Source organism: Sinorhizobium fredii USDA 205 (assembly GCF_001461695.1).
GTDB classification, from domain to species: domain Bacteria; phylum Pseudomonadota; class Alphaproteobacteria; order Rhizobiales; family Rhizobiaceae; genus Sinorhizobium; species Sinorhizobium fredii.
On the sequence record NZ_AUTC01000024.1, the window covers coordinates 91,863 to 114,199 of the forward strand.

At 63.2% G+C, this 22,337-nt stretch carries 21 protein-coding genes; 8 read left to right on the forward strand and 13 right to left on the reverse strand.

Annotated elements, in window-relative coordinates; translation table 11 throughout:
- Positions 1–132: 132 nt before the first annotated feature.
- The 3 genes from N181_RS03675 (at position 133) to N181_RS03685 (ending at position 3,926) form a co-directional block, all read left to right on the forward strand.
- The gene (locus N181_RS03675) at positions 133–1,365 is read left to right on the forward strand and encodes a urate hydroxylase PuuD (RefSeq protein WP_037396043.1); all 1,233 of its coding nucleotides are present in this window, start codon (positions 133–135) and stop codon (positions 1,363–1,365) included.
- Complete coding sequence (gene guaD / locus N181_RS03680) at positions 1,362–2,678, forward strand: guanine deaminase (protein ID WP_014329195.1); 1,317 nt, start codon at positions 1,362–1,364, stop codon at positions 2,676–2,678. Before N181_RS03675 ends, guaD begins: the two co-directional genes overlap by 4 nt.
- Positions 2,679–2,780: 102 nt before the next feature.
- Positions 2,781–3,926, forward strand: a complete 1,146-nt coding sequence (locus tag N181_RS03685) for an alpha-hydroxy acid oxidase (protein WP_014329196.1) — start codon at positions 2,781–2,783, stop codon at positions 3,924–3,926.
- 46 nt (positions 3,927–3,972) lie between these two features.
- Here the strand turns inward: N181_RS03685 and uraH are convergent, their stop codons facing one another.
- From uraH to N181_RS03715, 6 genes are all read right to left on the reverse strand, one after another.
- Positions 3,973–4,335, reverse strand: coding sequence for a hydroxyisourate hydrolase (gene uraH, locus N181_RS03690; protein WP_014329197.1), 363 nt, complete (start codon positions 4,333–4,335; stop codon positions 3,973–3,975).
- The gene (locus N181_RS03695; RefSeq protein WP_037396040.1) at positions 4,332–4,847 is read right to left on the reverse strand and encodes an ureidoglycolate lyase; all 516 of its coding nucleotides are present in this window, start codon (positions 4,845–4,847) and stop codon (positions 4,332–4,334) included. The genes uraH and N181_RS03695 overlap by 4 nt, the downstream gene beginning before the upstream one ends.
- Positions 4,848–4,925: 78 nt before the next feature.
- On the reverse strand, positions 4,926–5,429 hold the full coding sequence (gene uraD / locus N181_RS03700; RefSeq protein ID WP_014329199.1) for a 2-oxo-4-hydroxy-4-carboxy-5-ureidoimidazoline decarboxylase: 504 nt from the start codon (positions 5,427–5,429) through the stop codon (positions 4,926–4,928).
- A complete protein-coding gene (gene puuE, locus N181_RS03705) occupies positions 5,429–6,358 on the reverse strand; it encodes an allantoinase PuuE (RefSeq protein WP_014329200.1) in 930 nt (309 codons plus the stop codon). The genes uraD and puuE overlap by 1 nt, the downstream gene beginning before the upstream one ends.
- 77 nt (positions 6,359–6,435) lie before the next feature.
- Positions 6,436–7,236 (reverse strand): DUF1045 domain-containing protein, encoded by an 801-nt coding sequence (locus N181_RS03710; RefSeq protein WP_014329201.1) that lies wholly within the window; start codon positions 7,234–7,236, stop codon positions 6,436–6,438.
- 75 nt (positions 7,237–7,311) lie between these two features.
- Complete coding sequence (locus N181_RS03715; RefSeq protein WP_014329202.1) at positions 7,312–8,442, reverse strand: NAD(P)/FAD-dependent oxidoreductase; 1,131 nt, start codon at positions 8,440–8,442, stop codon at positions 7,312–7,314.
- An 89-nt stretch (positions 8,443–8,531) separates the two neighbouring features.
- On the opposite strand from N181_RS03715, the gene mnmC2 reads away from it, so the two are divergent.
- Positions 8,532–9,248, forward strand: coding sequence for a tRNA (5-methylaminomethyl-2-thiouridine)(34)-methyltransferase MnmC2 (gene mnmC2 / locus N181_RS03720; protein WP_037396083.1), 717 nt, complete (start codon positions 8,532–8,534; stop codon positions 9,246–9,248).
- Between the two features lie 108 nt (positions 9,249–9,356).
- Here mnmC2 and N181_RS03725 read toward each other — a convergent pair whose 3' ends face one another.
- Positions 9,357–9,809 carry a host attachment protein gene (locus N181_RS03725; RefSeq protein WP_014329204.1) on the reverse strand — a complete coding sequence of 151 codons (453 nt, stop codon included), beginning with the start codon at positions 9,807–9,809 and terminating at the stop codon, positions 9,357–9,359.
- Between the two features lie 651 nt (positions 9,810–10,460).
- Between N181_RS03725 and N181_RS03730 the strand changes: the two genes are divergently transcribed.
- Positions 10,461–11,993, forward strand: a complete 1,533-nt coding sequence (locus N181_RS03730) for a DEAD/DEAH box helicase (protein ID WP_037396037.1) — start codon at positions 10,461–10,463, stop codon at positions 11,991–11,993.
- A 145-nt stretch (positions 11,994–12,138) separates the two neighbouring features.
- On the opposite strand, the gene N181_RS03735 is transcribed toward N181_RS03730, so the two are convergent.
- From N181_RS03735 to N181_RS03745, 3 genes are all read right to left on the reverse strand, one after another.
- The gene (locus N181_RS03735) at positions 12,139–12,696 is read right to left on the reverse strand and encodes a cysteine hydrolase family protein (protein WP_014329206.1); all 558 of its coding nucleotides are present in this window, start codon (positions 12,694–12,696) and stop codon (positions 12,139–12,141) included.
- A gap of 10 nt (positions 12,697–12,706) precedes the next feature.
- Positions 12,707–13,636, reverse strand: a complete 930-nt coding sequence (locus N181_RS03740; protein WP_234885863.1) for a DMT family transporter — start codon at positions 13,634–13,636, stop codon at positions 12,707–12,709.
- Between the two features lie 138 nt (positions 13,637–13,774).
- The gene (locus tag N181_RS03745) at positions 13,775–14,236 is read right to left on the reverse strand and encodes a GyrI-like domain-containing protein (protein WP_037396035.1); all 462 of its coding nucleotides are present in this window, start codon (positions 14,234–14,236) and stop codon (positions 13,775–13,777) included.
- Between the two features lie 326 nt (positions 14,237–14,562).
- Between N181_RS03745 and N181_RS03750 the strand changes: the two genes are divergently transcribed.
- From N181_RS03750 to N181_RS03760, 3 genes are read left to right on the forward strand one after another with little or no spacing between them, the layout of a single operon-like run.
- Positions 14,563–15,957 carry a circularly permuted type 2 ATP-grasp protein gene (locus N181_RS03750; RefSeq protein ID WP_048655303.1) on the forward strand — a complete coding sequence of 465 codons (1,395 nt, stop codon included), beginning with the start codon at positions 14,563–14,565 and terminating at the stop codon, positions 15,955–15,957.
- 4 nt (positions 15,958–15,961) lie between these two features.
- Positions 15,962–16,903, forward strand: coding sequence for an alpha-E domain-containing protein (locus N181_RS03755; RefSeq protein WP_014329210.1), 942 nt, complete (start codon positions 15,962–15,964; stop codon positions 16,901–16,903).
- A 16-nt stretch (positions 16,904–16,919) separates the two neighbouring features.
- A complete protein-coding gene (locus tag N181_RS03760) occupies positions 16,920–17,774 on the forward strand; it encodes a transglutaminase family protein (RefSeq protein ID WP_037396033.1) in 855 nt (284 codons plus the stop codon).
- Positions 17,775–17,962: 188 nt separating this feature from the next.
- Here N181_RS03760 and araD read toward each other — a convergent pair whose 3' ends face one another.
- The 3 genes from araD to araD1 form a co-directional block, all read right to left on the reverse strand.
- The gene (gene araD, locus N181_RS03765) at positions 17,963–19,708 is read right to left on the reverse strand and encodes an L-arabinonate dehydratase (RefSeq protein ID WP_037429073.1); all 1,746 of its coding nucleotides are present in this window, start codon (positions 19,706–19,708) and stop codon (positions 17,963–17,965) included.
- A 95-nt stretch (positions 19,709–19,803) separates the two neighbouring features.
- Entirely contained in the window at positions 19,804–21,237 is a 1,434-nt protein-coding gene (locus N181_RS03770; protein ID WP_014329213.1) for an aldehyde dehydrogenase family protein, read from the reverse strand.
- Positions 21,238–21,309: 72 nt separating this feature from the next.
- The gene (gene araD1 / locus N181_RS03775; protein WP_037396023.1) at positions 21,310–22,305 is read right to left on the reverse strand and encodes an AraD1 family protein; all 996 of its coding nucleotides are present in this window, start codon (positions 22,303–22,305) and stop codon (positions 21,310–21,312) included.
- Positions 22,306–22,337: the final 32 nt, after the last annotated feature.

A 22,337-nucleotide genomic window follows, 5' to 3' on the forward strand; every position in this document is an offset into this window, starting at 1 on the left:
GCTAACCTTTTGGAAAAGATCGATTTCGCGCTCGTAGGCGTAGCCCGTGAATTCGCTCCGGCAATCAAATCGGCCCTTCCCCGTTCCCGCTTTTTCTCGCAATCTGCAACGTCGGAGAGAAAGGGGACCTGAATGTACGAATTCGCGATCGCCTGGGAATGGCTGGCCTTTGCCGTTCGCTGGCTGCATGCCGTGACGGCCATTGCCTGGATCGGCTCATCCTTCTATTTCGTCGCACTCGACCTTGGCCTCGTGAAGCGCGACCACCTGCCGCCCGGCGCCTATGGCGAGGAATGGCAGGTGCACGGCGGCGGTTTCTACCACATCCAGAAATACCTGGTGGCACCGGCGACGATGCCGGAGCATCTCACCTGGTTCAAATGGGAGTCCTATTCGACGTGGCTTACCGGCTTCGCGATGCTCTGCATCGTCTACTATGGCGGCGCCGATCTGTTCCTGGTCGACCGGCATGTGCTGGACATCTCGGCGACGACGGCGATCCTGATCTCGCTTGCGTCACTTGGCGTCGGCTGGGTTCTCTACGATCTTCTTTGCAAGTCGCCGATCGGCAAGAACACCTGGGGGCTGATGGCGCTGCTCTATGTCGTACTCGTCGCCATGGCCTGGGGCTATACGCAGGTCTTTACCGGCCGGGCCGCCTTCCTGCATCTCGGCGCCTTCACGGCGACGATCATGTCGGCCAATGTGTTCTTCATCATCATCCCCAACCAGAAGATCGTCGTCGCCGACCTGATCGCCGGGCGCACGCCCGATCCGAGGCTCGGTGCCCAGGCCAAGCAGCGATCGCTGCACAACAACTACCTGACCTTGCCGGTCATCTTCTTCATGCTGTCGAACCACTATCCGCTCGCCTTCGCGACGGCCTTCAACTGGATCATAGCTGCCTTGGTGTTCCTGATGGGCGTGACGATCCGTCACTGGTTCAACACCACTCACGCGCGCAAGGGCAAACCGACCTGGACCTGGCTCGCGACGGCGATCCTCTTCATCCTGATCATATGGCTCTCGACCGTGCCGAAGGTGCTGACTGGAGGAGAGCAGGCCGAGGCCGCACCCACCTTCAAGCGCTTTGCCGAAAATGCACATTTCCCCGCCGTCAAGGATGCGATCGCGACCCGCTGCAGCATGTGTCATGCCGCCGAGCCCGTTTACGAGGGCATTGCCCGCGCCCCGAAGGGCGTCATACTCGAGAGCGACGCCGAGATTGCCGCCCTGGCGCGTGAAATCTATATCCAGGCCGGACGCAGTCACGCCATGCCGCCAGGCAACCTAACCGATATGACGGCGGACGAACGCAGGTTGCTGACGGCCTGGTTCGAGAGCGCCGTCGGGGAGACACAATGACATCCACCCTCATCCGCGGCCGCACGCTGAGTTTCCACCGCGCGCCGGAGAGCATCGACGACAGCGGCGCCTATACCTATGAGAGCGACGGCGCGCTCCTCGTCGAAGCTGGTGTCATCAGGGCTGCCGGTCCCTACGCGACGGTCAAGTCCGCAGCACCGGAAGAGGTGGTGGAAATCGACCATCGGCCGCATTTCATCGTCCCAGGCTTCATCGATACGCACCTGCATTTCCCGCAAATGCAGGTCATGGCCTCCTATGCCGCCAACCTGCTCGAATGGCTGAACACCTACACTTTCCCGGAGGAGTGCCGCTTCGTCGAGACGGCGCATGCGGAGCGGATCGCCGCTCGCTTCTTCGACGAGATGGTGCGCCACGGCACGACGACGGCAACGGCCTATTGCTCGGTGCACAAGGCGTCCGCCGACGCCTTCTTCGCCGAGAGCCTGAGGCGTGGCATGTGCATGGTCGCCGGCAAGGTGATGATGGACCGCAACGCCCCCCAGGGCCTGCTCGATACGCCTGAGATGAGCTACGACGAGACGCGGGCGGTGATTGCCGATTGGCACGGCAAGGGCCGCAACCACGTCGCCATCACGCCGCGCTTCGCCATCACCTCGACGCCGGAGCAGATGGAGGTGGCGAAATCGCTGGTCCGGGAGTTTCCGAGCCTGCATGTGCAGACGCATCTCTCGGAAAATCGAGACGAGATCGCGTTTACCTGCGAACTCTATCCGGAAGCGAAGGATTATACCGACGTCTATGCCCGCTATGACCTGCTCGGATCTAAGAGCCTGTTCGGCCACTGTATTCATCTCTCGGAACGTGAAGCCGACGCGATGAGCGAGACGGGCTCGGTCGCAGTCTTCTGCCCGACATCCAACCTTTTCCTCGGCTCCGGCCTGTTTCCGCTTCGCGCCCTGACGCGGCGCGAGAAGCCGGTGCGCGTCTCGGTCGCCTCCGATATCGGCGGCGGCACCAGCTATTCGATGCTGAAGACGCTCGACGAGGCCTACAAGATCCTGCAGTTGCAGGGCGAGCGACTGAACCCCTTCGACAGCTTCCACATGATGACCCGCGGCAACGCCGAAGCGCTGTCGCTTGCACATCGCATCGGCACGCTGGAGCCGGGCACCGATGCCGACCTCACGGTGCTCGACATGGGGGCGACACCGGCCATGGCGCTCAGGGCCGAAGTGGTCAGTTCGCTCGCCGACGAGCTTTTCCTGTTGCAGACGATGGGCGACGACCGCTCGATCGTCGAGACCTATGTGGCGGGCAAGCCGGCCAAATCGGCGCTCGGCACGACTTGATGCAAGAGGTCAATTTTTTTGACCTCTTGCTTGTTGCGTCTATTACACCCCTTTCGAAAAGATGATAAGGCGTCCGTCATCTCCATTCGATGAGGGCGATCCATGACGCAAATCCTCGACATCAGCGACCTCAAGGCGCTCGCCAAGCGGCGCGTTCCGAAGCTCTTCTTCGACTATGCCGACAGCGGCGCCTGGACGGAGGGCACCTATCGGGCCAACGAAGAGGATTTCGCGAAGATCAAGCTGCGCCAGCGGGTGTTGGTCGACATGACCAATCGATCGCTCGAAACGACGATGATCGGCCAGAATGTGTCGATGCCCGTGGCGCTTGCCCCCACCGGCCTCACCGGCATGCAACATGCCGACGGCGAGATGCTGGCGGCTCAGGCGGCCGAGGCCCATGGCGTTCCCTTTACACTCTCGACCATGAGCATCTGCTCGATCGAGGACGTCGCGTCGGTCACGACGAAACCCTTCTGGTTCCAGCTCTATGTCATGCGCGAGCGCGAATTCGTGCTCAACCTCATCGACCGCGCCAAGGCGGCAAAATGCTCGGCGCTCGTCCTGACACTCGACCTGCAGATTCTCGGCCAGCGCCACAAGGATCTTCGCAACGGGCTGTCGGCACCGCCGCGCATGACGCCCAAGCATCTCTGGATGATGGCGACACGGCCACGCTGGTGCATGAAGATGCTCGGCACCAACCGCCGCACCTTCCGCAATATCGTCGGCCACGCCAAGAGCGTCACCGACCTCTCCTCGCTTCATGCCTGGACTGCGGAGCAGTTCGATCCGCAGCTCTCCTGGAAAGACGTCGAGTGGATCAAGGAGCGCTGGGGCGGCCCGCTCATCCTGAAGGGTATTCTCGATCCGGAAGACGCGAAAATGGCGGCGAAGACCGGCGCCGACGCGATTATCGTCTCGAACCACGGCGGCCGCCAACTCGACGGGGCGCCGTCTTCGATCAGCATGCTGCCGAAGATCATCGATGCCGTCGGCGATCAAATCGAGGTCCATCTCGACGGCGGCATCCGCTCCGGCCAGGACGTGCTGAAAGCGGTCGCGCTCGGTGCCAAGGGCACCTTCATCGGCCGCCCCTTCCTCTACGGTCTCGGGGCGATGGGTAAGGATGGCGTGACCCTCGCCCTCGACATCATCCGCAAGGAGATGGACATCACCATGGCGCTCTGCGGCAAGCGCAACATCACCGATGTGGGCCGCGACGTCATCGCCGACTACGCGATGTAACGTGTCAAGCGGCGGGCATTGCCCGCCCGCATCCCTTCGTCCGGGCTCAACTGCCGCGATAGGTGGAATAGCCGTAGGGCGAGAGCAACAGCGGCACGTGATAGTGGCTGGCAGCGTCGGCGATGCCGAAGCGCAGTGGGATAAGGTCTAGGAAAGCCGGATCCGAGAGCGCCACCCCGGCCGCACGCAGATAGTCGCCGGCGTGAAAGACCAACTCGTAGTGGCCCGCCTTGAAAATCTCGCCCTCCGCAAGCGGCGCGTCGACTCGGCCGTCGCTGTTGGTGCGGACCGTGCGGATCAACTGCCGCTCCTCCCCGTTCAGCCGAAAGAGGTCGATCCTGAGCCCCTCGGCCGGCTTGCCGAGGGCGGTATCGAGGACATGGGTCGTCAGGCGGCCGCTCTTGCTCATCGGGCTGTTTCCTTTGACGGCAGATCTGGGATGACGAATGGTTCTTCGTAGAAAAATTCCTCGAGATTGTCGCCCGGTCCGGCGCGATCGACGACGAGGAAATCACTGGCCGCATCGATCGCCATCAGCGGATGGTGCCAGACGTTGCGGCCATAGTTGACCCCCTGCCGGCCGCTTGCCAGGAAGGCCCGCGGCTTGCCCGGGCGTCCGCCCTCGTCCTCGGCGACGACCGCCAGCCAGGGCCGATCGTGAAGCGGCGAGAAGCTCTGGCTGCCGAGCGGGTGGCGCTCCATCATGGCGAGCCGGTAGGGGAAGGTCCGCGGCTGGCCGCGAAAGATGTTGATGATCACCCGAGCGCCCTCCCCGACGACGTCGACTTCGGCACGCGCATGAAACCGCTCGGTATTGCCACCATTGATGAATCGCGCCGAGGACGGGTCGGCCTCGATGACGCTGCCGAACGGGGCGAAAGCCTCTTTGGTCAGAGGCTCGATCGAAATAAGAGGCGACATCAGGCTGGGGCCCCGGCTCTCCAGCCATTGAGACCAAAGCGCGATACGGCGCCGGCCGGCAGTTCGAGAACGGTCTTGTCAGGCATTGTTTTCTCCCGGAAGCATGGAACCGAGGCGCAGCCGGGCGATCCGCTCCACCTGCGCGCAGGCGGCTTCAAATTCTTCTTCGGCGGAATTGTCAATCCGTTGCTCGAAGGCAGCGAGGATCTCCTCCTTCGACAGTCCCTTTACCGCGATGATGAAAGGAAAGCCGAATTTCTTCGTATAGGCCGCGTTGAGCTGCGTGAAACGCGCATGCTCTTCCGAAGAAAGCCGGTCGAGGCCGGCCGATGCCTGTTCGGACTTCGAGTCGATTGTGAGCTTGCCGGCAATGGCCAGCTTGCCGGCGAGATCGGGATGTGCGCGCAAGACCGCGAGACGTTCCGCAGGCGACGCGGCCCGAAAGGCATTGCAGAGCGCCGAATGGACGCTGCCGGCCGTCAGCCCCGACGAGGCGGCATGATCGAACGCACGCTCCGCCACCCAGGGCGAATGCTCGAAGATGCCGCCGAAGCGGCGGACGAAATCCTCGCGTTCCGACATCAGCGCGGTCCTTCCGGTTTGTGATGCTCGTACCAGTGGCGGGCGATATCGACGCGCCGCGGCACCCATACCTTGTCATGCGACAGGACGTAGTCGATGAAGCGGGCCAACGCCGCCGCCCGTCCGGGCCGGCCGACGAGACGGCAATGCAGGCCGACATTCATCATCTTGGGACTGCCTTCCCTGCCCTCCTCATAGAGGACGTCGAACGTGTCCTTGAGATAGGTGAAGAACTGGTCGCCGGAATTGAAGCCCTGATTGGTGGCAAAGCGCATGTCGTTGGCGTCGAGCGTATAGGGAATGATGAGATGCGGCTTGTCGGCCGTCATGCCCTGGACCCAATAGGGAAGTTCATCCGCATAGGAATCGCAGGAATAGAGGAAGCCGCCCTCCTCCAGGACGAGTTTCAGCGTGTTGACCGAAGGCTTGCCCTGGTAGATGCCGAGCGGCCGCTCGCCCGTTAGCTCCGTATGCAGCCGCACCACCTCGCGAATGTGCTCGCGCTCGACCTCCTCCGGGAAATCCTTGTATTCGAGCCAACGCAGCCCGTGACTGGCGATCTCCCATCCGGCCTCCTTCATCGCTGCAACCGCTTCGGGATTGCGCGCCATGGCAAGCGTCACTCCGTAGACCGTCAGGGTCACGCCGCGGCTCGTGAACAGGCGCCACAGGCGCCAGAAGCCGGCCCGTGCTCCGTATTCGTAGATCGATTCCATATTGAGGTTGCGCTGACCCGGCCAGGGCTGCGCACCGACGATTTCCGACAGCAGGCACTCGGATGCCGGATCGCCATCGAGAATTGAGCTTTCGCCGCCCTCCTCATAGTTCAGGACGAATTGCACGGCGATGCGTGCATCGCCCGGCCAACGGGGATTGGGCGGCGTTCGCCCGTAGCCGATGAGGTCGCGCGGATAGGAAGTCTCGGCCATGAAATCACCTTCGATTTTTCCGAAACGGTAACACCGCACACCGGATTGTCGAGATGAAATGACGGCGGGAGAGGAGCTTAGCGAATCGCGGAAAGGGAATTGGCGACGTGCGGCAGGGAGCCTCCGGCATCGCCCGCGGCGCGGCGCTCCGCCTCGGCCCGAACCGTCCTTTCGCCGCGTGGACGGGCGGAAATCTTGCCGAGCGGATGCTGGGAATGGACGCGCATCGGCGCCCCCTTCTCCGGTTCGACGAACAAAGCAAGGCTATCGACCGCGAGCGGCCTGGCCAGGTGCGGTTCGAAGACTTCTCGCAACGGCGCCTCCAAGCGTTGCCCGACATCGGCGCCCAGGGGGCCGGTGAGCTTCAGGTGAAAACGGTATTCTTCCATCACGTAGGGATCGCCCCAGCGATGCAGGTTGGCGAATTGCGGCGCCGTCAACCGATCGGGATCGGAGCGTTCGATCTCCTCCTCGCTGAGTGGCGCCCGGAACCCGTCGAACGCCTGCAGGACCCGCGCCGCGAGCATATGCATCTGATGGTTCGGCACCGGTGACCGCAAACCAAGACACTGGCTGAGGCGTGCCACCTCCAGCCGCTCGATCGCGAACGACGTCTCGGCGCTGGTGAAGTGCATCAGCGCCCTCAAGAGGTGCGCTTCATCGACGCCGTCAGCAAGGCGGAACGGCGCCATGATCATGGCGTGAAAGCCGAAACGGCGTGGAACCGCCGTGTGGAACGCAATCTCCGAAACGCGAAGGCCGGCGATCGGCGGCGGCTCCATGGGCTCGCCCGAGTAGACGTTGCGGCCGAGCCAACTCGCCGCCGCCGCAGACAACGGGGATGCCATCGGCGGCGTAAAACAAATGGCGTACCGCATTGCGACGCTCCGAAATTCAATCGATAGCCGCCTCTTAGGTGATTTGCGTGACAGATTGACGAAGTCGAATGGGGGCTATTGCAGGCCCGCGATATGGGTTTCGCATCGGAACGATTGCGGAAGGTCGATGGTCGTCTGCCCAGTGATCTCGTCGATGACGAGGCCGGCCAGAACATGCGCCATTCCGAAACTGACCTTGAAGCCGCCGGTCAGCACCGACAGCCTTTGATGATCGGGATGTCGGCCGACCATCGGCTCGCGGCCCGTGGCCTTTGGGCGCAGTCCGGCCCAACGCTCGATCACCCGCGCGTCACGCAGGATCGGAGCCAGAGCAACGGCCCGATCGATCAGAGCATCCAGTTGCGCGTCCGTCGAGAAGGGCTCGGCAAATTGGTTCTCGCTGGTGCTGCCGACCGCCACATGGCCGTTTTCATGCGGAACGATATAGAGGCCGTCGGTGAAGATGATCGGCGCGGCCGGATCGATTTCGGCGCGAAGCAGCGCCGCCTGTCCCTTGACCGCCCCGCCGCTTGGCGCCTGCGGCCGCTCCGCCAATCGGTCGATCATGGGGAAACTCGCGACGCCCGCGGAGAGGATACAATGCCCGAACGTCACCTCGCTCCCGTCGGCGAGCGCCAGCCGGGCGCGTTGCGGATCGATCGTGGAGACCTCGGCCCCCTCTTCGAGCTGGACATGGGGAAACTGAACGAGTGCCGCGCGAAGGGTCGCCAGCAGGTTTCGCGGCGCCACGCGTGCCGCAAGGGTGTCGTGGACGATCCCGAAAGGTGCTGAATCCGCTGCTAGCCACCCGTCGAATCCGGCGTCGCCGAGGCGCCAGTGGAAACGCCGGTCGCCCGCAATCCAGTAGCGCTCGGCGTCCTGCTCGTGACCGAGCGCAATTTCACGGAGATGCCGCCGGCCGAGCGGCATGATCCGGCCCGAGCGGCGATAACCTGCCGAAAGGCCGGTCTCGGCTTCAAGCCGGGCAATCTCGCTCTCGAGGGAAACCAGGGCATCGAACTGGAATTGTTTCTTGGCGTTCCAGCGGTCCGGCATATGCGGCATCAGCGCGCCGAGCAGACCGCCGCTCGCTCCTGCACCGATGTTCTTTCGCTCGAGGAGGCGCGTCTCGATGCCGGCACGGCCAGCCATGAGCGCCGCCCAGAGCCCCATGATACCACCACCAACGATCAAAACTTCGCTCATCGATTGACCTTCTCCTGCATAATTCCGTAGATCGAATTCGATTCAAGGAACGCGCGGCGATGCAGGGCGGCAAGACCAACGAGATTGCGATGACAGAACCTGATAGCCGCCAGAGCCAGCCGCCGGCACAGCAGAGCCTTGAATGGCACGCGGGCGATATGCCCTATTCGGTGGAATTTGGCGATCACTTTTACTGCCGCACCGATGGCCGGCTGGAATGCGGCCATGTTTTCCTCAGCGGCAACCGGCTGCCGGCGCGTTGGAGCACGGGCGGCACCTTCACGATCGGCGAGCTCGGCTTCGGAACCGGCCTGAATTTCTGTGAGACCTGGCGGCAATGGAAGCAGGCAAAGATCTCTACGGGCGAGCTCCATTTCGTCTCGTTCGAGCGCTTTCCGATGCGTGCCGGCGAGATCGACCGGGCACTTTCCCATTGGCCGGAGATCGAGGCAGAGCGTCAGGCGCTGGTCGCCCATTGGCCGGAAGCTCAGGCCGGCCGCATCGACATCGACTTCAACGACGTGCGGCTCACTGTGATCTGCGGCGCGGCGCTCCATGGTCTTTCCGCCTTACGGGAAGACTTCGACGCCTGGTACCTCGACGGCTTTGCGCCGTCGCGCAACCCCGACATGTGGTCGCAGCAACTCATGCAGGCGGTCTTCGACAAGACCGTGCAAGGCGGCACCTTCGCCACTTATGCTGCGGCGGGGTTCGTCCGCCGCAATCTCGCCGCCGCCGGCTTCGTCGTCGAGCGTCTTCCGGGCTTTGCCGGCAAGCGCGAGATGCTGCGCGGCGATAAGCCCTGAAGCCTGCTAAAGCGCGTCGCGTTCGAACGAACTCACGCGGCGCGCTTTAGGTCTTTGTTTGTGCATGTCGTCATCCCAAAACCGCTGCACACTTTTGGGCGACATGCATTAGCCCGGAAAGACCACCGATTTGACCGTCGCGATCAGTTGCTCGGTCGGTACGGCGACGCAGTTGCGATCGATCTCGGCGACGGTCTTTTCCTTGACCTGATGGGAGAGCAGCTTCCTGAGGTCGCCCAAGGTCTGCGGCGCGGCGCAGATCACCAGGTTCTCGAAGGCGTTTTCCAAAGCATAGTGATCGAGCTTCCCGGCGATCTCGACTGCGAAGCGGTGCTGCTCTTCGCGGACCGGATCGCTGCTGTATTCCATCGCCGAGCGGCCATGTCCGACCGACGAATGGCTGCGCCCCGGTTTGTCGGCCATGATGTCTTGAGCGCGTCTTCGTTCGATCTCGTAGGATTCCACTTCCGGCTGCTGACGACCATCCTTCAGCAGGTTGACGTCCTTGACGATGCGCGCCGCATTGCCATCGGCTGCCAGTATCCAAATCCGGTTCCGCACTGGTTCCTCTCCTGTGTCTCGGTTGGCAGATAGGTCGGCGAAGACTCAAGGGACGGAACGGTTGAGGTCGCGTCAGGTTCCCAATCGCCGAAGGTCCTTTTTGTGCAATGTCGCGCGGCTTGGCTGCAAAGCGCGCGAGATAGGCATCGAACTAGGGTCGGCCTCGTGTCGCTCAGCTCCTGCCGACCTGGAACTTTTCTTTCCTGGCACTATTCGCACCAAGCTGCCTGAGAGCGCTGAAGCCGAGCCGCAGAATTGTACGCTCCGGCGCATCTTCTGCAAGGCTTTCATGCAGGATGCTTGACACGCCTCTCTCGCGACTCTCACCGGCGAAGCACCTTCGGACGAAGCGGATGCAGAACCCTTATTTTCGCACTCGCGAAAGATGCAGCTTGACTTTTCGGTCCAAAACAACGACATGGACAGCGCGTCACCTTCCGGCCGCCGCGTGAGCGCGCCCTCGGCAGACACTTCAGCCGTGAAGAAGGAATAGCGCGAGACAACGCCGCAATCGGCGGCAGCACAGGCGCTTGACGATTTTCTCTTAACCCACAAGTTCCCAATTCACGCGGGGTTCTTGACGCCAGACGACACCGGAATTGCAAGAGGCGATTCCGGCGACAGCGTTTGGCGCCCCGAAAGGTATATGCATTGTCCACTTTCAAAGAGCTTGGTCTCTCGCAGGACATCCTGGCGACCCTCTCCGCCAATGGCTTCGAGAAGCCGACGCCCATTCAGACGCAGGCCATTCCGCTTGTCCTCAAGGGTCATGACCTCATCGGTCTCGCCCAGACGGGCACCGGCAAGACGGCCGCCTTCGGCCTGCCGATGATCGAGAAGCTCGTCGCCGACGGCAAGCGCCCCGACCCGCGCAACATCCGCGCCCTCGTGCTTGCCCCCACCCGCGAACTCGTCAACCAGATCGCCGCCAACCTCAAGCTCTTCGTGAAGAAGAGCCCGCTGAAGGTCGGCGTCGTGGTCGGCGGCGTCTCGATCAACAAGCAAACCGAACAGCTCGCCCGCGGCGTCGACATTCTCGTCGCAACACCCGGCCGGCTGCTCGACCTCGTTGCCCGCAAGGCCGTGACGCTGACGCAGGGCCGCTACCTCGTGCTCGACGAGGCCGACCAGATGCTCGACCTCGGCTTCATCCACGACCTGCGCAAGATTTCGAAGCTGGTGCCGAAGAACCGACAGACGCTGCTCTTCTCGGCAACGATGCCGAAGCTGATCGCCGAGCTTGCCGGCGAGTACCTGACCGATCCGGTCAAGGTCGAGGTCACGCCTCCCGGCAAGGCCGCTGACAAGGTTGAGCAATATGTCCATTTCGTTCCAGGCAAGGATCTGAAGACGACGATCCTGAAGCGGTCGCTGACCGACAATCCCGATGGTCTGTCGTTGGTCTTCAGCCGCACGAAGCATGGCGCCGAGAAGCTGATGAAGCATCTGGACCATGTCGGCTTCAAGGCTGCTTCGATCCATGGCAACAAGAGCCAGGGCCAGCGCGAACGGGCGCTGAAAGGTTTCCGCGATGGCGAAATCCGCGTGCTCGTCGCCACCGACGTCGCCGCCCGCGGCATCGACATCCCTGGTGTCACTCACGTCTACAACTATGACCTGCCGGAAGTGCCGGATGCCTATGTGCATCGTATCGGCCGCACGGCCCGCAACGGCCGTGATGGCATAGCGATCGCTTTCTGCGCGCCGGATGAGATCCGTCTTCTTCGCGACATCGAAAAGCTGATGGGCATCCAGATCGCCGTCGCCAGCGGCGAGGCGCCAGCCGACCAGGCCCGCCCCTCCAAGGGTCGCGGCGGTCGCGGCAACGGCCAACATCGCGGCAACGGCGGTGGTCAGCATCGCGGCAATGGCGGTGGCCAGCGTCGCGACGGAGGTCGCCCGCCCAGGCGGTCGGCGCACGAGACGCCGACGAGTGGGTTTGCCGGCGACGATCTGCTGCGCGACGACCGCCCGCAAAAACACGAGCGCCGTGATCACCGCGCCGCGGGCACCGGCCATCACGACGGCCGGACGGAAGGCAACCGCAATCACGAAAACCGGAAGCACCATGGCCGCCCAGCCCCGAAGCAAGACGGCCGGCGCCACGGTGACGGCGAGCCCGGCAATCGCGGTGGGCGCGGTCAAGGCATGCGCCGCGCCGACAATGGCGGCCGCCAGGGCTGACGCGCTGCGATGACATTGTGGCCGGCCGTCGAAGGCCGGCTTCGATAAGATGCCGATCTATACGAACTCGGCCGTGGACCTTTCTCCGCGGTCGAGTTTTGCTATGAAGTCCCCGCCAAGTTAGTTGGCGCTCAGTCCTATTTCCTCAGAAGATTATTTCGGCAGCGGGCCGGAGCTCGACCCTCGCTTTGCCTGCATCGAACCCATCAAGCGTTTCGTTGTGATGCGCAACGATCTCGGGAAACAAGAGGGATCCCGAATCCGCGGTCGTGTGGCCGTCGGCAACCAGCGTCACGTCATATCCGAGCGAAACGGCCCGCCTCACGGTGGTGTCGACGCAGAACTCGGACATGCATCCGCCGATCATCAGATGCGTTATCGAACGCTCCCTAAGGCGCTCGGCCAGGTCGGTTTCGAAGAACGAGTCGCAGCTTGTCTTGTGAACGACGACGTCGCCTGCGGCCGGCGCGACTTCGGCGCGAATGGCCCAGCCCTGCGTCCCGACAGCCAGCCGATGCTCCACATTTCCGTCGTGCTGAACCAGCACCACGGGGATGCCGGCAGATCTGGCTCTTTCCTTGAGATCCCGGAGCCGCGCGACCGTTTCGTTCAACGCCTGATCGATATGCGGCTGTCGCTCTATCGCGCCCTTTCCCGAAAGGATCGCGTTTTGTAGGTCGATTATCAGCAGTGCTTTGCTCATCGAAACGCCTCTATTTCACCGAGCCTGCCGCCGCATTGCTCGCACGGCCTCCCGCAGGGGCTTCGCTCCCGGTCTTGCGATTGGTGAGGTAAACCCCGGTCACCGCGATAACAGTGCCGACGATCATCGGCCAGGTCAGCGCCTCGCCGAAGAACAGCGCCGCCTGAAGCGCCGCGAGAGGTGGCACCAGATAGATGAGCGATGCGGCGCGCGAAACCTGGCCGCGGCGGATGAGATAAAGCAAGAGTGCGATCGCGCCCATCGACAGTCCCAACACCGACCAGGCAAGGGCGGCGACGAGCTGGAGGTTCCAGGTGACGCGCAGATCCTCGAGCATCAAGGCAAGCGGCACGGTGACGATCAGGGCGCCGACATATTGCAGGGCGGCGATCGACCGGATGTCGCCGTTCTGCAGATACCGCTTCTGGTAAAGCGTACCGTAGGTCACCGCCGCCATGCCGAGGACGTTGACGGCCACCGGTAAAAAATGGATGGGCGTCGAGGCGGTGTCGATCGCCAGCGTCTTCGGCAAGACGGCGAGCGCGATACCACAGAAGCCGAGCACAAGCCCGAGCCGCTGCTGCCTACTGAGATACTCGCCGATCAGGAAAGGCGCGACCGCGGCCGTCATCAAAGGCTGCAGCCCGGCAATGATGCCGGATATGGCCGCGGGCACCCCCTGCCCGATCGCCCACCACACCGCGCCAAGATAGAGACCGTGAAGAAAGACCCCGGAGACGACCGCGTGGCCGACGACGCTCCAGGAGCGCGGCCAGCGCGCACCGGTCGCAGCGCAGAAACCGATGAACAGCAGGATCGCCACGCTGTACCGCAACACCAGGAAGGTCAGCGGATCGGCAAAGAAGGCGGCGTATTTCGCAACCACCCAGCCGGTCGACCAGAGCAGCACGAAGATGGCCGGAGCCAGGCGGGCAAGCATCATCGGTGTTTCCCCAGTGAGGCGGGCCAAGTGAGACGGATCAGGCGAGACGGGTCACGAAGATCCGAAACGAGGCCGTCGCCGCGGCGATAGACCGCGTACCGCATACGGTCAAAGCAATTTTTCTGATGGCTGCGATCAGCGAATCGGAACCATCAGGCGGAGAGACGATGCAGATGGAGAAACGAAGCCAGCCTCATATTCCTCGCGATAGTGAAGATGGGTCTGATCCGCGGCGTATCCCGCCGCCGCGATCCAATCGAACATCTTGCGGTATTGGACGAAAACATCCCCTCCTTCGGGGTGATGCATCGTGGTGGCGAAGCGCATGGCCGGCAGGTCCATGTGCTCGGGCGCGGCAAAGGTCGCGCGGTCTTCGCCGACATAGCCGATCAGATAGCTGAAGCCCTCCGGCCGAGCATTCCAGGAAAGGCCGATGAGGGCGGCATGATCCCGAGGGTGGGTGCGCCGGCGATGTTCCTGCGTCTCGGCAATCAGCCGATGGATGGCACCGTCGGCCGCTTCGACGAAGGTGCCATCCCAGAGCCGGCCAGTGATGCGTTGCGCCGGCCGTTCGGCGATCTCGTATATTGCGTCCATGCCGTTTCTGCCCGGGTCACCATCTGACCGGCGGGGGCATTTTACTCCTGCCCCATCGACGAACAAGATCGGCAAAGCGCCACGCTCGCCGACGCGACGATAACCCGGTGAAGCGCCGAATATTCGGCATCTGCCTATTTACGGATCAGGGGAAGAAATCCGTTGGCGCCGAATGGGTATGTTGGGAGAGCGAAAGCGTTTTCAAATTGCGGACCGGGGCGGGCCCAAGATTCTTCGTCGGCGAACGTGCACGCTTCTTGCATTGCGGCAAACGTTGTACTCAAATGGGCAAAAATAAGGGGACTACGCCTTTGGCATTTGACGAAATGATCAATGCGGACAGCAGCCCGCGCCAGCCATATTCAACCTATCATCAATGGTATGCCAGCCAGGACAGAAACCGGCTCATAGCGAAATCGAAAGAAGCCGAAACCATCTTCCGCAAGACGGGCATCACTTTCGCGGTCTACGGACACGCTGATTCCTCCGAAAAGCTCATCCCCTTCGATCTCATTCCCCGCATCATTTCCGGCCGTGAATGGCGCCGCCTCGCCCAGGGCATCGAACAGCGGGTCATTGCGCTCAACGCCTTCCTCGACGACATCTACCACAAGCAGGAAATCATCCGCGCCGGGCGAATCCCGCGCGAACTGATCGAGAAGAACGACGCCTTCCTGCCGCAGATGATCGGTTTCCGGCCGCCTGGTGGCGTCTATACCCACATCGTCGGCACCGATATCGTGCGCACCGGCGAAGACCAGTTCTACGTGCTCGAAGACAATGCCCGCACGCCCTCCGGTGTCAGCTACATGCTGGAAAACCGGGAAACCATGATGCAGATGTTCCCGGAACTCTTCCATCAGAACCGCGTCCGACCGGTGGAGAACTACCCCTATCTGCTCCGCCAGAGCCTGTCGTCGCTGGCGCCTCCCGGCTGCGCCGGCAAGCCGCGCGTCGCCGTGCTCACCCCCGGCATCTACAATTCCGCCTTCTACGAGCACGCCTTCCTCGCCGACATGATGGGCGTCGAACTGGTGGAGGGATCGGACCTCAGGGTCATCGACGGCAAGGTAAAGATGCGCACGACGCGCGGCTACGAGGCGATCGACGTGCTTTACCGCCGCGTCGACGACGATTTCCTCGATCCCCTCACCTTCCGTCCGGATTCGGCACTCGGCATTCCCGGCATCATGGACGTCTATCGCTCCGGCAACATCACCATCGCCAACGCGCCCGGCACCGGCATTTCCGACGACAAGGCGATCTATTCCTACATGCCGGAAATCGTCGAGTTCTATACCGGCCGCAAGCCGCTGCTCGAAAACGTCCCCACCTGGCGCTGCTCCGAGCCGCAGAGCCTCAAATACGTGCTCGAGCATCTCGAAGAACTCGTCGTCAAGGAAGTGCATGGCTCCGGCGGCTACGGCATGCTCGTCGGCCCGACGGCGACCAAGAGGGAGCGTGCCGCCTTCGCCGAGAAACTCAAGGAGCGCCCAAACAACTATATCGCCCAGCCGACATTGTCGCTGTCGACCGTGCCGATCCTCGTCAACAAGGGCATCGCGCCTCGGCACGTCGACTTGCGTCCCTACGTCCTCGTCTCCGACAAGGTGCAGATCATTCCCGGCGGCCTGACGCGCGTCGCGCTGAAGGAGGGCTCGCTGGTGGTGAATTCCAGCCAGGGCGGCGGCACCAAAGATACCTGGGTACTGGAGGACTGAGGCCATGTTGGGAAGAACTGCTAACGGCCTCTACTGGATGTTCCGCCATATCGAGCGCGCCGAGAACGGCGCCCGCCTGATCGACGCGGGCTTGCGCATGTCGCTGACCCGCAGCGAGTCGAGCGAGGGGGACTGGGACGGCGTGCTGCAGAGCGCCGGTGTGCGCGAACTCTATGACGAAGTGCACGACACGCTGACGAGCGGCGATGCCATCGATTTCCTGCTGCGCGACCGCGCCAATCCGTCGAGCGTCATGTCCTGCATCGAGGCGGGCCGCCACAACGCCCGCATGGTCCGCACGGCGCTGACCCGCGAGACCTGGGAAGCCACCAACGAATGCTGGATCGAGATGAAGGCGATGCTCGCCAAGAAGGCGCGGCCGGCCGACATGCCCGAGATCATCGACGCCATCAAGCGCCGGGCCGGTCTCATCCGCGGCGCCTTCCACGGCACGATGCTCCGCAACGAAATCTTCAACTTCTCGCGCATCGGCACCTTCATCGAGCGGGCCGACAACACCTCCCGCATCCTCGATGTGAAATACTACGTGCTGCTGCCGGCCGTCTCGGCCGTCGGGTCGTCGATGGACAACCTGCAGTGGGAATCGATCCTGCGATCCGTCTCGGCGCACCGCGCCTATGGCTGGGTCTACGATGCGGAGCTCAGGCCGGCCAATATCGCCGACTTCCTGATCTCGAACGGCCGCATGCCCCGCTCGCTGGCCTACTGCTACGAAAAGATCGTCAGCAATCTCGGCTATCTCGCGCGCGAATACGGCGACCGGCATGCCGCCCACGAGACCGCCGAAGAGACGCTCGCTTCGCTTCGCAGCCAGTCGATCAGCGACATCATGGACCGCGGCCTGCACGAATATCTGGAAGAATTCATCAGCCACAACAACCGTCTCGGCCAGGAAATCACCGACGGCTACCGGTTCTACCAATGAGGCCCGGGAGAGTGGAATGCATCTGAAAATCAGCCACACGACCGAGTACCACTACGACGAGCCGGTGCCCTATGCGCTGCAGCGCCTGCGGCTGACCCCAACGACGCAGCCCGGTCAGACGGTCCTGAACTGGCGGACGCTCGTCGAAGGCGCCGCGGTCGAAGTCAGCTACGACGACCACTTCGGCAACCGCACCCACCTCGTCAGTGTCGACGCGGATCGGACGACCTTCCGCATCGAGGCGAGCGGCGAAGTGGAGACAGAGGACCGGTCCGGCGTCTTCGGGGCGCATCAGTCCTACGTGCCGCTCTGGCTCTATGCCCGCGAGACCCCACTCAGCAAGGCGGGCAAGCTGATCCGCGAGCTTGCGAAAGCCGCAGAGGGTTCAACGGATCTCGAGCGCATGCACGCGCTGATGGGGATCATTCACGATAGCGTCGCATATGAACCGGGTGAGACGCAGGCCGGCACCACCGCCGAGGAGGCACTGGAACGCGGCAAGGGCGTCTGCCAGGATCACGCCCATATCCTCGTCTCGGCGGCGCGCACCCTCGGCCTGCCGGCTCGCTACGTCTCAGGCTATCTGATGGTCGAAGGCCATCCCGAGCAGACAGCAAGCCACGCCTGGGCCGATGTGCACTTACCCGGCCTCGGCTGGGTCGGCTTCGATCCCGCCAACAAGATCTGCCCTGACGATCGCTATGTCCGAGTCGCCACTGGCCTTTGCTACCGCGATGCCGCGCCCGTCTCCGGCTTGGTCCACGGCGTCGCCAGCGAGACTCTGAAGGTGGCGGTTACGGTGGAGCGGCAGGGGCAGCAGCAGTCGCAAAGCCAGGGCCGAGGTGAACAGAGCCAGACGCAGAGCCAGTGATGGCGAAGGGGCATTGGCGCCGAAAATCGACGCGAGCGTTTGCCCCTCATCCGGCCTGCCGGCCACCTTCTCCCCGCAGGCGGGGCGAAGGAGACTCGTGGCGCCCGCTCAGTCCCCTCTCCCCGTCAGAACGGGGAGAGGGTTAGTCCTCGGGTTAAACCCGAGGAGACGGACGAGCGTCCGCTCCATCAATGGCTGTCGCGATCCATCGGAATGCGGTCGCCCCGCGCCCCGACCAGGAAGTCGAGATCGGCGCCGGTGTCGGCCTGCATGACGGTCTTGATGTAGAGGCCGCCATAGCCGCCGGTGAGCGGCTTGACCGGCGAAACCCAGGCCGCGTGGCGACGGGCAAGCTCCTCGTCGGAGACATGGAGCTGCAGCGTGCGGTTGGGGATGTCGACTTCGATCAGGTCGCCGTTTTCGACAAGCGCCAGCGGCCCGCCTTCGGCGGCTTCCGGTGCGGTATGGAGGATGACGGTCCCGTAGGCCGTCCCCGACATGCGCGCGTCCGAAATGCGGATCATGTCGGTGATGCCCTTCTTCAGGACCTTGGTCGGCAGGCCCATATTGCCGACCTCGGCCATGCCCGGATATCCCTTCGGCCCGCAATATTTCAGCACCATGATGCAGGTCTCGTCGATGTCGAGATCCTCGCGGTTGATGCGGGCGTGATAGTCCTCAATGCTTTCGAAGACCACCGCGCGGCCCTTGTGCTGCATCAGATGCGGCGAGGCGGCGGACGGCTTCAGGACGGCGCCCCGCGGCGCCAGATTGCCGCGCAGCACCGCGATGCCGCCGGACTTCGTCAGCGCCTTTTCCTTGGGCAGGATCACGTCTTCGTTGTAATTGGTAACGCCCTTGACGTCGTTCCAGATCGTATCGCCGCTGACGGTGATGGCATCGTTGTGCAGGAGCCCCATCTCGGCGACGGCCTTGATGACGACCGGCAGGCCGCCCGCGTAGTAGAACTCCTCCATCAGATACTTGCCGGAGGGCTGAAGGTTGACAATCGTCGGCACGTCGCGGCCGAGCCTGTCCCAATCGTCGAGCGAAAGATCGACGCCGATACGGCCGGCAAGTGCGAGCAGATGCAGCACGGCATTGGTCGAGCCGCCGACCGCGCCGTTGACGCGGATGGCGTTTTCGAAAGCCTGCTTGGTCAGGATGTCCGAGGGCCTCAGGTCTTCCTTGACCATCTCGACGATGCGGCGGCCGGTAAGCTGCGACATCACCCGCCGGCGGGCGTCGACCGCCGGAATGGCGGCATTGCCGGAGAGCGTCATGCCGAGCGCCTCGGCCATCGACGCCATCGTCGAGGCCGTACCCATGGTCATACAGCTTCCTGCCGAACGGGCCATGCCTTGTTCGGCATCCATGAACTCTTCCAGCGTCATCTCGCCGGACTTGACCATTTCCGAGAACTGCCAGATCGCCGTGCCGGATCCAACGTCCTTGCCGCGCCACTTGCCGTTCAGCATCGGGCCGCCGGAAACGACGATCGCCGGAATGTCGACGCTCGCCGCGCCCATCAGCAGGCTGGGGGTCGTCTTGTCGCAGCCGCCGAGCAGCACGACGCCATCGACCGGATTGCCGCGGATCGACTCTTCGACGTCCATGGCTGCGAGGTTGCGGAACATCATCGCCGTCGGGCGAAGCGTGCTTTCGCCGGTCGAAAACACCGGGAATTCAACAGGAAAGCCGCCCGCCTCGTAGACGCCGCGCTTCACGCGCTCTGCAAGGTCGCGCAGATGCGCGTTGCAGGGGGTCAGCTCCGACCAGGTGTTGCAGATGCCGATGATCGGCCGGCCGTCGAAGGTATCGGCGGGCAGCCCCTGATTCTTCATCCAGGAGCGGTGCATGATGGCATTCTTGCCCGTACCGCCGAACCAGTCCTGCGAACGCAGCTTGCGCGGCCACTCAGCTTTCTTCTTCATGTTTTCCTTCCTTCGGGCCCGTGGGGCGGGCGGGAACACGTCGGCTTGGAGCGGGAAGCGGAAGGCATCTGCCCTCCGCATCCCGCTCTTGGGTTTTAAGCCAGCGTGTAGGCTGTCTTGACGGTTGTGTAGAATTCGGCGGCGTATTTGCCCTGTTCGCGCGGGCCGTGGGAGGAGCCCTTGCGGCCGCCGAACGGCACGTGGAAATCGACGCCGGCGGTCGGCAGGTTGACCATCACCATGCCGGCTTCCGAGTTGCGCTTGAAATGCGTCGCATGCTTGAGGCTCGTCGTGGCGATGCCGGAGGAAAGCCCGAACGGCGTGTCGTTGGCGACGGCCAGCGCCTCGTCATAGTCCTTCACCCGGATGACGGCGGCGACCGGTCCGAAGATCTCCTCGCGGGAAATCCGCATTGCATTCGTCGCCTCGGTGAACAGCGCCGGCTGCAGATAGAAACCGGGCGTGTCGCGCGAAATGAGCTCGCCGCCGAAGGCGAGCCTGGCGCCTTCCTGTTTGCCGATGGCGATATAGTCGGTGTCCTGGTTCAACTGGCTCTGATCGACCACCGGCCCGATATGGGTGCCGGCCTTCAGGGCGTCGTCGACGACGAGCCCCTTCATCCGTTCCCCCATTGCCGCGACGAACTTGTCATGGATGCCCTCGGTGACGATGACCCGCGACGAGGCGGTGCAGCGCTGGCCGGTCGAGAAGAAGGCCGAATTGACCGCCGCCTCGACGGCAACCGAAAGATCGGCATCGTCGAGCACCACGAACGGGTTCTTGCCGCCCATCTCGAGCTGGAACTTGCGATTGTGCTCGACCGAGGCCATCGCGACGCGTTTGCCGGTGCCGACCGAACCGGTGAACGTGATCGCCTGGACGTCCGGGCTATCGAGCATCGCCTGGCCGACCACCGAGCCCTTGCCCATGACGAGGTTCAGCACGCCCTTCGGCAGGCCGGCGCGATGGAGGATGTCGACGATCGCCCAGGAGCAACCCGGCACCAGTTCGGCCGGTTTGAAGACGATGGTATTGCCGTAAGCCAACGCCGGGGCGATCTTCCAGGCCGGGATGGCGATCGGGAAGTTCCATGGCGTGATGATGCCGACGACGCCGACCGCCTCGCGGCTGATCTCGACGCCGATATTCGGGCGCACCGACGGCAGCGTCTCACCGGCAAGGCGCAGGCATTCGCCGGCGAAGAAATCGAAGATCTGGCTGGCGCGGATCGTCTCGCCGATGCCTTCGGCGAGCGTCTTGCCCTCTTCGCGTGACAAGAGTCGGCCGAGTTCGTCCTTGCGGACGAGGATTTCGTCGGCGGTTTTCCTGAGGACGGCGTGGCGCTCGAGGATGCCGGAGCGCGACCAGGCCGGAAAGGCGGCCTTCGCCGCGGCGATCGCGGCTGAAGCATCTTCGGCGCTGGCGCGGGCATATTCGCCAACGACGTCGTTGGTGTTCGAGGGGTTGACGTTGGCAATACCATCGCCGCCGACCCATTCGCCGGCAATCAGGTTCTGGTGGAGTGTCATGGGCTTCAGCCTTCCTTGTCTTCTTGTCGCAAGCGGCCGCCCGTCGCGGCCTGCCGTGCTATAACAGATATATCAGAGCTGATGTATGGCGATCTCTTCTTCAGCGGCGATTGCCAGCGGATTTCGCAGCGCAAGGCCGAAATCCTTGGCCTCGATCTCGAAGACGTCTCCCGCTTCGGTGCGGATGCCGTCGCCGAAGGACAGCGTCGCAGTTCCGAACATGTGCACATGCACGTCGCCGGGTGCGCGGAAGAGACCGTATTTGAAGTGGTGATATTCCAGGTTGGCGAAGCTGTGCGACATGTTGGCTTCGCCCGAGAGGAACGGCTTTTCCCAGAGGACCTTGCCGCCGCGCAGGATTCGCGAAGTGCCGCGGATGTCGTTCGGCGCCGCACCGATGCGGATTTCCGGGCCGAAGCTGGCCTGCCTGAGCTTCGAATGCGCCAGCCACAGATAATTGACCCGCTCGGTCTTGTGGTCGGAGAATTCGTTGGCGACCGCAAAGCCCAGACGATAGGGCACGCCCTTGTCGGAGATGACGTAGATGCCGGCCATTTCCGGCTCCTCGCCGCCGTCCTCGGCAAAGGAAGGCGACGTCAGCGGCTCACCCGGGGCGACCGCGGCCGTGCCGTTGCCCTTGTAGAACCACTCCGGCTGGACGCCCTTTTCGCCCGGCTTCGGCTTGCCGCCCTCGAGCCCCATGCGGAACATCTTCATCGAGTCGGTCAGCGTTTCCTCGGCCGCCTCGGTCGTCTTCTTGTGCATCGCGTCGCGCGTTGCGGCGGAACCGAGATGCGTCAGCCCGGTGCCCGTCAGATGCAGGTGCCCCGGATCGGGGTGGGTGATCGGCGGCAGCATCCGCCCCTCGGCATAGACCTCATCGAGATCGATCGCCTCTCCGAGACCCTTGGCTTCAATCACCTCCTTGAGGCTCCTGCCGCCATTTGCCGCTTCCATTGCCAATGCGTAGACGCTTTCCGCGCCCTTGACGACGTGCGCCGTTTCGCCCGGCACCCGCACTGCGACTGCAATCGATCCGTCTTGCTTCCTGACTTGGGAAATCAGCACGTTTCTATCCTTCCTGATCGAGTTGGCTTCGG